The 14,211-nt window shown below is 73.6% G+C and carries 14 protein-coding genes; 5 read left to right on the top strand and 9 right to left on the bottom strand.

The window, feature by feature from the left end:
* Window positions 1-24 precede the first annotated feature (24 nt).
* Entirely contained in the window at window positions 25-630 is a 606-nt protein-coding gene (locus ACZ6R6_RS23155) for a helix-turn-helix domain-containing protein (RefSeq protein WP_470096427.1), read from the top strand.
* A 78-nt stretch (window positions 631-708) separates the two neighbouring features.
* Here the strand turns inward: ACZ6R6_RS23155 and ACZ6R6_RS23150 are convergent, their stop codons facing one another.
* The 7 genes from ACZ6R6_RS23150 to ACZ6R6_RS23120 form a co-directional block, all read right to left on the bottom strand.
* Window positions 709-1,668, bottom strand: coding sequence for a quinone oxidoreductase family protein (locus ACZ6R6_RS23150; RefSeq protein ID WP_470096425.1), 960 nt, complete (start codon window positions 1,666-1,668; stop codon window positions 709-711).
* A gap of 73 nt (window positions 1,669-1,741) precedes the next feature.
* Window positions 1,742-3,550, bottom strand: a complete 1,809-nt coding sequence (locus tag ACZ6R6_RS23145; RefSeq protein ID WP_470096423.1) for a serine/threonine-protein kinase — start codon at window positions 3,548-3,550, stop codon at window positions 1,742-1,744.
* A 31-nt stretch (window positions 3,551-3,581) separates the two neighbouring features.
* The gene (locus ACZ6R6_RS23140; protein ID WP_470096422.1) at window positions 3,582-4,424 is read right to left on the bottom strand and encodes an HAD family hydrolase; all 843 of its coding nucleotides are present in this window, start codon (window positions 4,422-4,424) and stop codon (window positions 3,582-3,584) included.
* Window positions 4,414-5,496: an ABC transporter ATP-binding protein gene (locus ACZ6R6_RS23135; RefSeq protein WP_470096420.1), complete on the bottom strand. Its 1,083-nt coding sequence runs from the start codon at window positions 5,494-5,496 to the stop codon at window positions 4,414-4,416. Before ACZ6R6_RS23135 ends, ACZ6R6_RS23140 begins: the two co-directional genes overlap by 11 nt.
* Complete coding sequence (locus ACZ6R6_RS23130; RefSeq protein WP_470096418.1) at window positions 5,493-6,344, bottom strand: ABC transporter permease; 852 nt, start codon at window positions 6,342-6,344, stop codon at window positions 5,493-5,495. The genes ACZ6R6_RS23135 and ACZ6R6_RS23130 overlap by 4 nt, the downstream gene beginning before the upstream one ends.
* Complete coding sequence (locus tag ACZ6R6_RS23125; RefSeq protein WP_470096416.1) at window positions 6,332-7,207, bottom strand: ABC transporter permease; 876 nt, start codon at window positions 7,205-7,207, stop codon at window positions 6,332-6,334. The genes ACZ6R6_RS23130 and ACZ6R6_RS23125 overlap by 13 nt, the downstream gene beginning before the upstream one ends.
* Before the next feature lie 3 nt (window positions 7,208-7,210).
* Window positions 7,211-8,368, bottom strand: a complete 1,158-nt coding sequence (locus tag ACZ6R6_RS23120; protein ID WP_470096414.1) for an ABC transporter substrate-binding protein — start codon at window positions 8,366-8,368, stop codon at window positions 7,211-7,213.
* A gap of 317 nt (window positions 8,369-8,685) precedes the next feature.
* Here ACZ6R6_RS23120 and ACZ6R6_RS23115 point away from each other — a divergent pair, with 317 nt between their 5' ends.
* The gene (locus tag ACZ6R6_RS23115; protein ID WP_470096412.1) at window positions 8,686-9,441 is read left to right on the top strand and encodes a GntR family transcriptional regulator; all 756 of its coding nucleotides are present in this window, start codon (window positions 8,686-8,688) and stop codon (window positions 9,439-9,441) included.
* A gap of 72 nt (window positions 9,442-9,513) precedes the next feature.
* Window positions 9,514-9,780 (top strand): DUF6504 family protein, encoded by a 267-nt coding sequence (locus ACZ6R6_RS23110; protein WP_470096410.1) that lies wholly within the window; start codon window positions 9,514-9,516, stop codon window positions 9,778-9,780.
* Window positions 9,781-9,843: 63 nt separating this feature from the next.
* Here ACZ6R6_RS23110 and ACZ6R6_RS23105 read toward each other — a convergent pair whose 3' ends face one another.
* Together ACZ6R6_RS23105 and ACZ6R6_RS23100 are read right to left on the bottom strand one after the other, a co-directional pair.
* Window positions 9,844-10,542 (bottom strand): DUF4328 domain-containing protein, encoded by a 699-nt coding sequence (locus tag ACZ6R6_RS23105; protein WP_470096408.1) that lies wholly within the window; start codon window positions 10,540-10,542, stop codon window positions 9,844-9,846.
* A 124-nt stretch (window positions 10,543-10,666) separates the two neighbouring features.
* Entirely contained in the window at window positions 10,667-11,317 is a 651-nt protein-coding gene (locus ACZ6R6_RS23100; protein WP_470096406.1) for a response regulator, read from the bottom strand.
* A 115-nt stretch (window positions 11,318-11,432) separates the two neighbouring features.
* On the opposite strand from ACZ6R6_RS23100, the gene ACZ6R6_RS23095 reads away from it, so the two are divergent.
* Both ACZ6R6_RS23095 and ACZ6R6_RS23090 read left to right on the top strand, forming a co-directional pair.
* Window positions 11,433-12,164, top strand: a complete 732-nt coding sequence (locus ACZ6R6_RS23095) for an ABC transporter ATP-binding protein (RefSeq protein ID WP_470096404.1) — start codon at window positions 11,433-11,435, stop codon at window positions 12,162-12,164.
* Window positions 12,161-14,116 (top strand): FtsX-like permease family protein, encoded by a 1,956-nt coding sequence (locus tag ACZ6R6_RS23090; RefSeq protein ID WP_470096402.1) that lies wholly within the window; start codon window positions 12,161-12,163, stop codon window positions 14,114-14,116. The genes ACZ6R6_RS23095 and ACZ6R6_RS23090 overlap by 4 nt, the downstream gene beginning before the upstream one ends.
* Window positions 14,117-14,211 lie beyond the last annotated feature (95 nt).

The following is a 14,211-nucleotide window of genomic DNA, read 5'->3' as shown; positions in this document are numbered from 1 at the left end:
TTCTTTGCAAAGATAGGGCTGCACATGATGGATGACAAGACCCACGGCCTTGACGCTTCGGCGCTCAAGGGGCTTGCCCACCCCTCCCGCCTCCGCCTGCTGGATCTGCTGGAACGTCACGGCCCGGCGACGGCGACCCAGCTCGCCGCCCTGACCGGGGAGAACACCGGGGCCACGAGCTACCACCTGCGCCGCCTGGAGCGGCACGGGCTCATCGAGGACATACCGGAGCGCGGTAAGGGCAAGGAGCGCTGGTGGCGCACCCGTAGCTTCGCCTTCGACGGTGACCGCCTCCGCCGTGACCCCGATACGGCGGAGGCCGCCGAGTTCCTCCTCGCGGAGATGGTCCGCCAGCGGCGTGCCGAGCTCGCCAACTGGCTGGAGGAGTCACGGACCACCCCGCGGCCGTGGATCGAGGCGGGGGTCAACTCCCGCGTGGCGGTGCACCTGACCAGGGAGGAGCTCGCCGACCTCGTGCGTGACGTCACCCAGGTCCTCGACGCCTATCACGACAGGGCCCGGGAAAGGGGCGAGGGGGTCCCGGACACCGCGCGCGTCATCGTCCACTTCGACGCCTTCCCCGTCGGGCTCGGGGAGCGGGACCGGCCGGAAGAAGATCGGCCGGAATGAGACCGGCCGGAATGAGACCGGCCGCCGCCGTGCGGGCGGCGGCCGGGGCCGGCGGGGTGGATCAGGGGAGGCGGGGGATCAGGGGATGAGCAGGATCTTGCCCGTGGTCCGGCGCGCCTCCAGGTCCTCGTGGGCGCGGGCGGCCTCGGCGAGGGGATAACGGTGGGAGATGTGCACCTGGAGCTGTCCCGAGGCCACCCAGCCGAAGAGGTCGGTGGCCCGCCAGACCAGCTCGTCGCGGGTGGCGACGTAGTGGGTGAGGGTGGGGCGGGTCAGGAAGAGGGAGCCGCGCGCGTTGAGGGTCTGCGGGTCGACGGGCGGGACCGGGCCGCTGGCCTGGCCGTACAGGGCCATCATGCCGCGCGGGCGCAGCGAGGCGATGCTCCCGTCGAAGGTGGCCGCGCCCACGCCGTCGTAGACCACGTGCACGCCGGAGCCGGTCAGCTCACGGACCGCCTCGGAGAAGCCGTCGTAGCGGAGCACCTCGTCGGCGCCCGCCCGGCGGGCCAGCTTCGCCTTCTCCTCACTGGAGACCGTGCCGATCACCCGGGCGCCGCGCAGCTTGGCGACCTGGGTGAGCAGCAGGCCCATGCCGCCGGCCGCGGCGTGCACCAGCACGTCGTCGCCCGGCTTCACCTCGTAGGTGGAGTGGGTCAGGTAGTGCGCGGTCATCCCCTGGAGCATGATGGCCGCCGCGACGTCGGCCGGGACGCCGTCGGGCACGGCGAGCAGGCGGGAGGCGGGCACCACGGCGCGCTCGGCGTAGCTGCCCATCACGTTCGCCCACGCCACGGTGTCGCCGGGGGAGAAGTCCCGCACGTCCTCGCCGACCGCCACGACGGTGCCCGCGCCCTCGTTGCCGGGGACGAAGGGCAGGGACAGCGGGTAGCGGCCCATCCGGTGGTAGACGTCGATGAAGTTCACTCCGCCGGCCGCGACGTCGATCAGCACGTCACCCGGGTTCACCTTGGGGTCCGGATGGTCGGTGCAGGTGAGGACCTCGGGGCCGCCGGTGGCGGAGACGACTATGGCGCGCATCGTGCCGGACTCCTTCGCTCAGTCGAGTGCTTCGATCCTCCCCAACCCCGCGGTGATCACTCGTTGTTCCGGGTCAGGGCTTGCCGGCGGCCGCCTCGTCCTTGGCGCCGTGCATGGTGAAGTTGTCGAAGGAGGTCAGGAGCTTGGCCTTGCCGTCCTCGCCGACCCGGGCGATGAAGCCGACCTCGCCGGAGGGCAGCGGGTTGGAGTCCACGAACGACTGGACCCGGTCGCCGTCGACCCACATGGCCAGCCGCACGCCGTCCGGGGTGTCCGAGCACTCGGCCTGGAGATGGACGGGCCCGCCCTTGGGCAGCGTGACCTGGACGGGCTTGGTGAGCTCCCCTCCGGCGCTCTTGACGCTCTTGCGGATGCGGGCGTTGCCCGCGGTGTCGAGCAGGAACTCGTAGCGGGTCGCCTCGTAGGTGTCCTCGCCCCGGCAGAACAGGCCGTACTCGCCCAGGCCGGTGCTGCCGTCGCGGATCCCGACGTCGACGCCGAGCAGCATGCGGGCGGGGAGCAGCGGTGTGGGACTGGCCGAGGGGTCGGGGGTGGCCGGGGGCGCGGTCGCGAAGGGCACCGGCGCCTTCTCCCGCAGCACGGAGTCGTCGCCGTCCACGTCGATGGCGTAGTAGCCCTCGGGGGCGTAGCCGCTGCTGTCGCTGCCGTCGTAGGTGCCGCCGCTCCAGCCGCTCCCGGTCTGGGTGAAGTCGTTCTGGTAGAGCAGGTCGAGGTTGGCGGGCGGCCCGCCGGCGGCGAGCGAGAGATAGAGGGCGGAGCCGCCGCCCACCGCGACCAGGGCCGCCACCGCCGCCCCGGCGATCAGCTTCTTCCGCCCGGTGGAGCGCCCGGCGGGCGCGGCCGTGGTGGTGTGGCCGGGGCCGGTGTGGCCGGGGCCGGTGTGCTGCCCCGGCGGCACGGATCCCGGCCACTGGGCGGTCCCCTGGAGCGTGGGCTGGCTCTGCTGGAGCGTGGGCGGGTTCTGCTGCCAGGTCGGCTGGATCTGGTGGACCGCGGGCGGGCTCTGCTGCCAGACGGTCTGGACCGATCGGACGGTCTGCTCGGGCGCGGCCGAGCGGCCGACGAGGTGGTCGAGGACCTGCTGGGAGGTGGGCCGGTTGCGGGGGTCCTTGGCGATCGCGTAGGTCACCAGCTCGCGCAGCGCGGGATCCATGCCCTCCAGGGAGGGCTCGGTGTTGAGCACCTGGTAGACCACCGCGGCCACCGCCTCCCCGCCGAACGGCGCCTGGCCGCTGGCGGCGAAGGCCATCAGGCAGCCCCAGGAGAACACGTCGCACGCGGGGGAGACCGGTTCGCCGCGCAGCACCTCGGGCGCCATGTAGCGGGGCGTGCCGACGATCTCGCCGGTGCCGGTGATGCCGCTGAGGGTGTCCAGGGCACGGGCGATGCCGAAGTCGATCACCCGGGGACCGACCGGGGAGAGCAGGACGTTGGACGGCTTGAGGTCGCGGTGCACGACCCCGGCACCGTGGATGGCGGTGAGGGCGGTCGCCACGCCGACCGCGAGCGCGTCGAGGCTGGAGCCGCGGAGCGGCCCCCCCGACTGCACGGCGTCCTCCAGGTTCGGGCCGGCCACGTATTCGGTGACGACGTAGAGCTGGTCGCCGTCGAGCGCGGCCTCGATCACCGCGGCGGTGCAGAAGCGACGGACCCGTTGGGCCGCGTCGGCCTCACGGCGGAACCGCATCCTGAACTGCTCGTGCTGGCTGTACTCCGAGTTGATCACCTTGATGGCGACCTGCTGCCCTTCGGGGGACTCGCCGAGGTAGACCGTGCCCATACCGCCTCGGCCGAGCCGGCTGAGCACGCGGTATCGACCGATCTGTAGAGGATCGCCCGGAGTGAGGTTGTTCACCGTCATACCTAACCGCATTTACCGTCAATGAAGTGGCTCAGCTTACCGAGATCTTCCCGGCGGCCAGCCGCCGCAACAGTGACAGATCGACTTTCTCCAGGCTGCCGACGGCCAGCACGCCGTACGGCACCGCCCCGTCGCCGGGCACCGCCACCACCCGGCATCCCGCGGCGTGGGCGGCGGCCAGCCCGGTGGGGCTGTCCTCCACCGCCACGCACTCGGCGGGGTCGGCCCCCAGCGCCGCGGCCGCCTTCAGGTAGGGATCCGGCGACGGCTTGCCGCGCGCGGTGTCCTCGGCGGCCACGACCACGCGGAAGCGCTCCGCCCCGACCGTGCGGAGCACCATGTCCACGACCCGCCGGGGGGAGGCGCTGACGAGCGCCGCCGGCACGCCCGCCGCCCGCAGCTCGTCCAGCAGCCGGATCGCGCCGGGCAGCGGCGTCACCCCGCCCGCGATCCGCTCGGCGAAGGCTCCGGTGAGCCGCGCGCCGACGGTCTCGGCGGATGTCCCGGCGGCCCGCGCGCCGGCCGTTCCGGAGGGATCGGCGGTTCCGGGGAGACCGGCCGTTCCGGAGGGAGCCGGGCCGGAGGGAGCCGGGCCGGGGGCGGGCGGGCCGGGGCGCGCGGGCACCCCGTCGGGACGGGGCCGCCCCTGCCGCGTGCCGCCCCGCCGTGTGCGGTCCTGCCCGGCGAGGACGCGCCGTAGGAGATGGGCGGCGGTGTGCTCGACGGGCCGGCCGAGCACGTGGTCGGTGTCGGCCCCGGCCAGCTCCAGGCCGAGCTCGGCCGCCACCGTCGCGCACGCCTGCCACCACAGCCCCTCGGTGTCCACGAGTGTGCCGTCCATGTCGAACAGGACGGCGCGCAGCTCAGCCGGCACCGGCGGGAGCCTCCGTCCCGGCGGGGGCGCGCCCGGTGGCGGCCGCGGCCCGCTCGGCGACCAGGACGGGCCGCTGCACGAGACCGAGGGCCACCCGCGTGCCGGGGGCCAGCCGTACCGCGTCGTGGCCGGGCACGTCGCTGAGGACCTCCAGCTCGCCCAGCCGCACCCGCAGCCGCGCGGAGGAGCCGCGGAAGGACGACGCCACGACCAGCGCCCCGCCCTCCGGATCGGGCGTGACGAGCACCGCCTCCGGGCGGACCAGCACGTCCACGTCGGGGGAGGCGGGCGACGGGCCGTCCACCGGGAGCGAGCGGCCCAGGACCGCGACCTCGCCGCCGGACACGCGGCCGGGGATGTGGTTCATCGTGCCGACGAACTCGGCCACGAACGGCGTGGCGGGCCGGTCGTAGACGTCGGCCGGGGCCCCGCACTGCTCCAGCCGCCCGTCGCGGAGCACCGCGACCCGGTCGGCGACCGACAGCGCCTCCTCCTGGTCGTGGGTCACGAAGACGGTGGTGATGCCGAGGTCGAGCTGGAGCCGCCGGATCTCCTCCCGCAGCGTGACGCGGACCTTGGCGTCCAGCGCCGACAGCGGCTCGTCCAGCAGCAGCACCCGGGGCTCCAGCGCCAGCGCCCTGGCCAGCGCGACGCGCTGCTGCTGGCCGCCGGAGAGCTGGTGCGGGTAGCGGTCGGCGTGCGCGGGGAGCCCCACCAGCTCCAGCAGCTCGGCCGCCCGGGCGTGCCGCCGGGCGGCGGGCACCTTGCGGACCCGGAGCCCGAACGCCACGTTGTCGCGGGCGTTGAGGTTGGGGAAGAGGCTGTAGGACTGGAAGACCATGCCCGCGTCCCGGCGGTTGGCGGGCACCCGGGTGATGTCCCGGCCGTCCACCAGCACCGCCCCGGCGTCGGGGTGCTCGAAACCGGCCACGCAGCGCAGGGCCGTGGTCTTGCCGCAGCCCGACGGGCCGAGCAGGGCCATCAGCTCGCCCTGCTCGACGGTGAGGTCCAGGCCGTCCAGGGCGACGGTGCGGCCGAACGCGCGGCGCAGCCCCCGGAGTTCGACGGTCATGAACGCTTCCTTCCCGCTCCCGAGACGGTGAGCAGAAGCAGCCAGATGAGCAGCAGGCTGATGACGGACAGGGCCACCGACAGCTGCCCGTCGTTGCCGGAGACGGTCACGATCCAGACTGGGAACGTCTGGTAGCCGAGCAGGGCGGCGACGGTGTATTCGCCGAGCACCAGCGCGAGGGTGAGGAAGGAGGCGCCGGCGATGGCGGAGCGGATGTTGGGGACGACCACCCGCAGCATCACGTGCGGCCACGAGGCGCCCAGGTTGCGCGCGGCCTCCACCAGGGTCCGCACGTCGATCACGCGGAGCCCGGCGTCCAGCGAACGGTAGACGAACGGCAGCGTCAGCACCACGTAGGCCAGGACCAGCACGACCGGGAACCGCTCGCTCTGGATCGCGATCATCGTCGCCCAGAACGGGGTGGCGGCCAGCGCCTCGGTGCCGCCGCGCAGCGCCGTGCCGATGCCGACCACGTAGGTGATCGGCGGCACGACCAGCGGCAGCGTGGCGACCAGTTCGAGCACGGGCCCCAGCCGCGGGGCGCCGAGCCGTACGGCCAGCATCGCCGGGAGCGTCAGCAGCAGCACCGTCACGATCGTGGCGGCGGCTAGCCCGAGGGAGACCAGCAGGCTCGGGAGGAACCCGGGAGCCGACAGGATGCGCCCGTAGGCGCCGAGGGAGAGGCCCTTCCCCTCGGTGTGGACGGTGAACCAGAACGAGACGGCCATCGGGACGAGGAAGTAGAGCGCGGCGACGCCCAGCACGGCCCCCCGCCACAACCGCACCCGCCGGGGGTGCGGGGAGACGGCGCCGGGGGCGGGCTCCGGCACGGTGGCTACCGCAGCCATCGGGAGCTCCTTCTCTGCAGGGGCAGGTAGACCGCCATCACCAGGACCGCGATGACGATCATGTCGAGGCTGAGGGCGAGCGCGATGTTCTCGTGGCCGATCAGCACGTCGCCGGTGAGCGCGTCGGCGATCTGCAGGGTGACCAGCGGGACCGTGCTGCCGACCATCGCCGCGGCGGTGGCGTAGGCGGCGAAGGCCCCGCCGAACAGCAGGACGACGCCGCCGAGCAGCGCGGGGGTCAGCACCGGGACGCCGACGTGCCGCCAGAACTGCCAGGTGGTGGCGCCGCTGTTGTGCGCCGCCTCCCGCCACTGCGGGCGCAGGCCGTCCAGCGCCGGCGTCACGACCAGGACCATCAACGGGACCGAGAAGTACATGTAGACCAGTGCCAGGCCCCAGAAGTTGTACAGCACTCCCGAGCCCAGCCCCAGCGTGGTGGTGACCACGCCGGAGTTGCCGAGCGTGGCGATCCAGATGAACGCCAGCGGCACGCCGCCGAAGTTGGCCAGCACGCCCGAGGCGGTCAGCACGCTCTCGCGCAGCGCCCGGAAGCGGGAGGTGACCACGGCCTGGGCGAGCAAGGTGCCCAGGACCGCGCCGGCCACCGCGACCAGCGCCGACAGCCGCACGCTGCTGAGGAGGGTGGTGAGGTAGGCGCCCCGCAGGCTCTCGACCACGTTGGCCGTGCTGAAGGAGGAGAGCCTGGTCTGCGGGTCCCTGACGGTGAACGCGCCGAGCAGCAGCGCGAGCGTCGGGATCCCGAAGGCCAGCGCCATGAAGGCGAGCAGGGGCAGGGCGGCCGGCCAGCTCCCGGTCCGGGCGCGGCCGCCCCGCACGGCCGTGCCCGCGTCGGTCGTCGTCACGGGTCAGCCGGCGACGGCGGCGCCCCAGCCGCCGGCCAGGACTTCCTTGGCCTTGTTGACCTGGGCCTCGGTCGGGAAGGTGGGCTCGCCCTCGACCGGGGGCAGGTTGGCCTCGGCGGCCTTGTCGACCGAACCGTCGGCCTTCATGGCGGGCAGCAGCACCGGGCGGGCGAAGCCGCCGAGGTAGAGGTTCTGGCCCTCGGGGCTGTAGAGGAACTCCTGCCAGAGCCGGGCGGCGGCCGGGTGCGGGGCGTCCTTGTTGATCGCCTGCGCGTAGAGCTGGAAGTATTTGCCGTCGGTCGGGATGACCGTCTTCCAGTCGAGTCCCTTCTCGGCCATCTTGGGGGCGTAGGCGGCGTTGTTGTAGTCCCAGTCGATGCTGATCTGGGTCTCGCCCTTCTCGATGGTGGCGGGGGTGGTCTCCACCGGGTTGAAGTTGCCGCTCTCCTTCAGCTTCTTGAAGAAGTCGAGGCCGGGCTGGATGTCGTCGAAGGAGCCGCCGTTGGCCAGGGCCGCCGCGTAGACGCCCGCGAACGCCGAGCCGGACTTGGTCGGGTTGCCGTTCAGCGCGACCTTGCCCTTGTACTCGGGTTTGAGCAGGTCGGCGAAGGTCTCCGGACACTTGGCGATCTTCTTGGCGTCGCAGCCGATCGAGACGTAGCCGCCGTAGTCGTTGAACCACAGGCCGCCCGGGTCCTTCTGGTTGCCGGGGATCTTGTCCCACGTCTGGACCTTGTAGGGCGCGAACAGGCCCTCGGCGGCGCCGCTGATGGCGAAGGACTGGCCGATGTCGAGCACGTCGGGGGCGCGGTCCTGGCCCTTGCGGGTCTTCACCGCGTTGATCTCGTCGGCGCTGGCGGCGTCGGGGGTCTCGCTCTCGATCTCGATGCCGTACTTCGCGGTGAACGTCTCGATGATCTTGCCGTAGTTGGCCCAGTCGGGCGGCAGGGCGATGACGTGGAGCTTGCCCTCCTTCTTGGCGGCCTCGACGAGCTTGTCCAGCCCGCCGAAGTCGGCCGCGGAGGCGGCGGTCCGGGCGTCGACGCCGGCCGCGGAGCCGCTGCCGGCGGGCGTGGCGGTGGTCGGGGCCGCCCCGCACGCCGTGGCGCCTGCGAGCAGAAGTGCGGTCAGGCCCGCAGAGCGGACTCGGGATGCGATCACGTTGTCTCCCAAGGGGGTGTCGCGCGATATGCCATGAAATTAAGCGAACTTGTACAAACAAGCTAGACCCAGTAGGTCGGCAATCGGTTTCCTCCCGATGAACGCCCGGAGTACTTCAGTGGAATGCGGGAGCTGGGGATTCATGGGGGTTTCCGGCTTGTTTAGGGTGGAGGCGGGACGGCCGCCCGGCGTGCGCGGCGAAGGAGCTCCCGCCGGGCGGGGCCGGAGGCGGGCCGGGTGAAGGGCGGGAGTTTGAGGGACGAGGCGAGATCGCGCGGCCGGCGGATGCCCGGCCGGGCGTCCGGGTGGAGGCGATCATGACGGCGCGCTACGTGGGGATCGCGGCCGAGCTGAGGGAGGCGATCGTGCGCGGCGAGTACGCCGTGGGGGCGCAGCTGCCCTCGGAGGCCGAGCTCGCCGCCCGTTTCGCCGCCTCCCGGGGCACGGTCCGCCAGGCGGTGGCGGTGCTCGCCACCGAGGGGCTGGTCGGCTCCCGGCAGGGGGCCAGGCGGATCGTGCTCGGCCGCGAGCGCAGCCAGAGCTTCGCCGAGCTGAACAGCTTCGCGCAGTGGGCCAGGGCGATGGGCTACCGGGTCAGCGGGCGGGTGCTGGAGCAGCGGCGCCGGAGCGCGGACGCCACCGAGGCGGCCCGGCTCGCGCTCCAGCCGGGCGATCCGGTGCTGTCGGTGCTGCGGCTGCGCTCGCTCGAAGGCGAGCCGGTGCTGCTGGAGCGGACCGTCTACGCCGGATGGATCGCTCCGGCCGTCGAGCGGATCGACCCCGGGTGCGAGTCGGTCACCCAGGCCCTCTACGACGGCGTCGGCCTCGTCATCGCCTACGGCGAGCACCTCATCGACGCGGTCGCGGCGGGGGCCGAGGACTCCCGGCTGCTGGCCGTGCGGCGGGGCAGCCCGTTGCTGCGCCAGCGGCGGATCACCACCACCCACGAGGGCCGCCCGGTCGAGCTGTCCGACGACCGCTACCGCGCGGGCAGCGTGACCTTCAGCATCCGCAACTCGGTGGACGCCAATCCGCTGGTACGGCAGGTGGGGGACTTGCGCCCGGCTCTGTAAGAACGTATGTTCGATAGACGTGCCCCGCCTTCCCCCGGGTGCCGATCCGGAATCCACGGGGGGAGAGGCGTCGTGAGCAGACTCTACGGTGACCCGATCGAGGTGTGGACCCGGGAGGGGCGGCCGGTCCAGTTCGTCTGGCGTGACCGGCTGCACGCCGTCCGCCGGGTGGTGGACCACTGGGTGGTCTCGCGCGAGTGGTGGAAGACCTCCGACAGCGATCCGGGGGAGCGCCGGTTCTGGCGGGTCGAGGCCGACCCCGGCAGCAGGCTCGGCACCTACGAGCTCCGCTTCGACACCGCGGGTGAGGGCTGGCTGCTGATGAGGGCGTGGGACTGACGGTGCTGAGGGCGTGGGACTGACGGTCCCGCCCGCCACGCCCCTCCCGGGGTGCCCTCGCGGTCAGTGCTGGGCCTGCCGCGCCGCGCCCCGCTCGGTGAGCAGCCGGGAGAGGACCTGCGGCGCGGCCGGGCCCGCCGGGGCCCGGCCGGTGCCCATGGCCTGGATCCGGGTGATCTGCCGGACGGTCGCCGCGCACAGCAGGGCCGAGACCGCGACGGCGGCCAGCTCAGCCGGGCCGAGGCCGGTCAGCTCGCTGTCACCCGGGGTGCCGAGCGGCGGCCGCGTCAGCGCCAGGGCGAGCAGGGTCAGCCAGCTCAGCCACCAGGCGGCCAGCAGCGCCGCCCAGCGGCCGTGGTGGCCGGCCGGCGGGCGGGAGTCACGCCAGAGGCGGTGCACCAGCACCGGCGGGGCGATGAGGTTGACCGCCGGCACGGCCCAGGCGGCCAGCACCAGGCCCGCCGGCGCCCCGGGGACGGCGCTCTGGCGGGCCTGGACCAGCCAGGTCAGGTAGGCGGCGACGGCCGCGACGGTCGTCGCGGCGGTGAGCATGACGAGGACGGCGAAGACGCTGACCGCGCCGGCGACGGCCTGCGCGCCGGGGGCATGGGGGTCGCCGCCGAGTGCCGAGATCTCCCGGGCCAGCCGCCGGCCACGGGCCTGCTCGAACACCACCAGGGCGGCGGTGGCGGCTACCTGGGCGGTGAGGGTCGCGTATACGGCTGAAGCAGACTTTTTAGGTAGGGATGGGACGGAGCGCATGTATATCTCCCCCCGCCATGCGCTGAAGGACTCGCCCCTTTTCCTATCCCTCCCACGCCTCCGCTAATCTGCCTGTCCGTCCCCTCCCGCGCCTGCGCTGATCTGCCTGTCCGCGCCGGGCGGATCAGCTCACCACACCCGACTCCCACGCCCAGGCCGCGATCTCCACCCGGTTCCTGGCGCCGAGTTTCGCCTGGATGCTCCCCAGGTGCGTCTTGACCGTGGACAGCGAGACGAACAGCTCCGCCGCGACCTCCTGGTTGGTCCGTCCCCTGGCCACCAGGCGGACGACGTCCAGCTCGCGCTCGGTCAGCGGCTCGCTGAGCGGGCGGGCGGTCCCGGCCCGGGGATGGGCCAGGTGTTCGAGCAGGCGCACGGTCACCGACGGCGACACCAGCGCGTCCCCGGCCGCCGCGGCCCGGACCGCCTCGATCAGCAGCGTCGGCCCGCTGTCTTTGAGCAGGAATCCGGTCGCGCCCGCGCGCAGCGCCCCGTAGACGTATTCGTCCAGGTCGAAGGTCGTGACGATGACCACCCGCATGGGGTCGGCGACGCCGGGGCCGGCCAGGATCCGGGTGGCCTCCAGGCCGTCCAGCTTGGGCATCCGGATGTCGAGCAGGCACACGTCGGGCCGGAGCCTCCTGGCGTGCTCGACCGCCTCGGCGCCGTTGCCGGCGGTCGCCACGACCTCCATGTCCTCCTGGGCGTCCAGAATCATCTGGAAGCCGGTCCGCACCAGCTCCTGGTCGTCAGCGATGAGCACCCGAATCGTCACCTGATGGATTCTGCCAGCTCGAAATGTGGCATCGGACTTTCGGACGATGGCCCCGCCCGCTAATCGGACGGTCGGCTGATCCGCCGCGGTGCCCCTGAGCGGGAGAGTCGTCGCCATGAGTGTTGTTCTTGAAGGGGCCGGTCTGGTCAAGCGGTTCGGCCCCACTGTGGCGCTGGGCGGCGTCGGGCTGGCCGTCGGTGCCGGCGAGGCTGTGGCGATCATGGGGCCGAGCGGGTCGGGCAAGTCGACCCTGCTGCACTGCCTCGCCGGGATCATGAAGCCGGACGCGGGCGAGGTGCACCTGCTCGGCCGGCGCATCGACGGGCTGGGGGAGCGCGAGCGCAGCGCCCTGCGCCGTACCCGGTTCGGGTTCGTCTTCCAGTTCGGCCAGCTCCTGCCGGAGCTGCCGGCCGAGGAGAACGTCGCGCTGCCTCTCATGCTCGGCAACGTGTCCCGGGCCGACGCCGTACGGCAGGCCCGCGGATGGTTCGGCCCGCTCGGCCTCGGCGGCATGGAGGGCCGCCGCCCCGGCGAGCTCTCCGGCGGCCAGGCGCAGCGGGTGGCGATCGCCCGCGCGCTGGTCACCCGGCCGGCGGTGATCTTCGCCGACGAGCCGACCGGCGCGCTCGACCAGAGCACCGGCCACGACACGATGCGCCTGCTGGTGGAGGCCACCAAACACAACGGCGCCTCGCTGGTGGTCGTCACCCACGACCCCCAGGTGGCCCGATGGTGCGACCGGACGGTCGAGGTCCGCGACGGCCAGATCCTCCCCGGCCGGTACGGCGCGCAGCCGGCCGCCGGTCAGGAGCCGTCGACCCAGGTCCTGCCCGAGGTGACCGGATGAGCGGGCTGATGGGCCTGACCTGGCGGCTGCTGCGCGGCGGCGGCCGCCGCGGCCTGCTGGGCGCGGGGTTGACCGTGGCGGCGGTGGCGGTCTCCACCGCGCTGCTGCTGTTCGCCGTGGCGGTCAACATGGCCTTCCAGGGACGGGCCGACCGGGAGGCGTGGCGCAACCCGGTGGCGGCCACCGGGAAGGCCGTGGCGGTCGAGGCCGTGCACGCCGACTACGTGCGGGACCGGCGGATCACGGTCGTGGACCTGGCGGCGCTGGAGCCGGGGGCGGCCCCGCCGCCGGGCCTGGCGCGCTTCCCCGCGCCCGGCGAGGTCTGGTTCTCCCCGGCGCTGGCCGAGCTCGCCGGGCAGCTCCCGGCGGGCCAGCTCGCCGGCCGCTTCCCAAAGAAGGTCGGCGGGACGGTCGGCGATGAGGCACTGGTCCACCCCGGCGAGCTCGTCGCGGTCCGCGGCCAGGTCCCGGACGCCCCGATCATGACCGTCGAGCCGTCGGACGATCCGCGTGCCGGCGTCGGACCGGTGAGGATCTCCGGCTTCGCCGGGCAGCCGACGGGTGACGCGCAGGCGTACATGGCGCTCGGGCTGATCGCGAGCGTGCTCATGGTCGTGCCGCTGCTGGTGTTCGGCGGCGCGGCGGCCCGGCTCACCGTGGCCCGCCGGGACCAGCGCCTGGCCGCGCTCCGGCTGGTGGGCGCGACCCCCGGCCAGGTGGTCGCGATGACCGTCGCGGAGGCGGTGATCACCGCGTTCGGCGGCGCGGTGCTCGGCATGGCGCTGTACGGCCTGGGCGTCCCGCTGCTGACCGGGATCGAGATCGCGGGCGGCTCCTGGTTCCTGTCCGACATGTGGCCCGGCGTGCTCGCCGTACTCGGCGTGCTGGTGGCCGTGCCGCTGCTGGTGGGCCTGTCGGCGGTGGTCGGCCTGCGCCGGGTCGTGGTCAGCCCGCTCGGCGTGGCCAAGCGGGAGACGCCTCCGGCGATGCGCTTCGTCCGGGTCGTCGCGCTGCTGGCGATCCTCGCGGTGGTGCCCGCGCTCGGGCTGGGGGCCGGTGTCGGGGTGGTCGCCGTGGTCCTCGGCCTCGCCTTCCTCGCCATCAACCTGGCCGGCCCGTGGGTGGTCGGCATGCTGGGCCGGATCGTCTCGCGGATGGCCCGCGGCCCGGCCCGGCTGCTGGCCGGGCGCCGCCTGGTGGACGACCCCAAGGCGGCCTGGCGGACCGTGAGCGGCGTCGCCCTGACCGGGTTCGTGGCGGGGTTCATCGGCCTGCTCAGCCCGGGCAGCGGCCTGTTCGGCGACGCCGACCCCGCCGAACTGCGGCTGTCGGTCCCCGCCGCCCAGGTGGCCGAGGTCACCGCCGGGGCCCGCGAGCGGCTGTCGGCGGCGGGCGTCCCGGCCACCGTCAAGGCCGGTGGGGACGGCGGGAGCAGGCTGCTCACCGCCTCGCTCCGCGAGCGCGACGCCGCGTCGGTGGACCGGGCGCGGACCGCGCTCGACGGCCTGGTCCCGGGGCACGTGGCCACCTCGGCCGCCGACGACGACCGCTCCGGCATCCAGGTCCTGGAGGACATCGGCACCGGCACGGTGACCGTGCTCGCGGTCTCGTTCCTGGTGGCGATCGCCAGCGCCGGGATCACCGCGGCCTCCTCGGTCCTGGACCGCAGGCAGACCTACGCCCTGCTCCGCCTGGCGGGCACCCCGCTGGAGGTGCTCGACAGGGCCCGCCGCGCGGAGACGCTCATCCCGCTGGCGGTCATGGGAGGCGGCGCCATCGCGGTCGGCATGTTCTGCGCCGCCCCGTTCGCCATCTCGGCGATGAACGTCACCGGCGTGGTCACCCTGCTGGTCTGCGTGGTGCTCGGGTTCGCCGGGGTGGTCGGGGCCGGAGCGGCGAGTGCCCCGCTCCTGCGCTCGGTGACCGCCGACCCCGCGCCCCGCCCGGACTAGAGATTCCTATTTAACCAGTAGGGAAACTTGCAAATGTGGAGGCGGATCGTTACCGTCAGGAGCACGGGGACCCCGGCCGGCGGAGGAGTCGCGGG

It is taken from the genome of Streptosporangium sp. NPDC048886 (assembly GCF_055586905.1).
This window is presented reverse-complemented; position numbering and strand designations above follow the sequence as displayed.

Excerpts from the sequence above, each read along its gene's own strand:
- ACZ6R6_RS23105 (WP_470096408.1), bottom strand. The coding sequence starts at position 10,542 with ATGCGCTCCGTCCCATCCCTACCTAAAAAGTCTGCTTCAGCCGTATAC.
- ACZ6R6_RS23130 (WP_470096418.1), bottom strand. The coding sequence starts at position 6,344 with ATGGCTGCGGTAGCCACCGTGCCGGAGCCCGCCCCCGGCGCCGTCTCC.
- ACZ6R6_RS23095 (WP_470096404.1), top strand. The coding sequence starts at position 11,433 with ATGAGTGTTGTTCTTGAAGGGGCCGGTCTGGTCAAGCGGTTCGGCCCC.
- ACZ6R6_RS23135 (WP_470096420.1), bottom strand. The coding sequence starts at position 5,496 with ATGACCGTCGAACTCCGGGGGCTGCGCCGCGCGTTCGGCCGCACCGTC.
- ACZ6R6_RS23145 (WP_470096423.1), bottom strand. The coding sequence starts at position 3,550 with ATGACGGTGAACAACCTCACTCCGGGCGATCCTCTACAGATCGGTCGA.
- ACZ6R6_RS23150 (WP_470096425.1), bottom strand. The coding sequence starts at position 1,668 with ATGCGCGCCATAGTCGTCTCCGCCACCGGCGGCCCCGAGGTCCTCACC.
- ACZ6R6_RS23090 (WP_470096402.1), top strand. The coding sequence starts at position 12,161 with ATGAGCGGGCTGATGGGCCTGACCTGGCGGCTGCTGCGCGGCGGCGGC.
- ACZ6R6_RS23115 (WP_470096412.1), top strand. The coding sequence starts at position 8,686 with ATGACGGCGCGCTACGTGGGGATCGCGGCCGAGCTGAGGGAGGCGATC.
- ACZ6R6_RS23155 (WP_470096427.1), top strand. The coding sequence starts at position 25 with ATGATGGATGACAAGACCCACGGCCTTGACGCTTCGGCGCTCAAGGGG.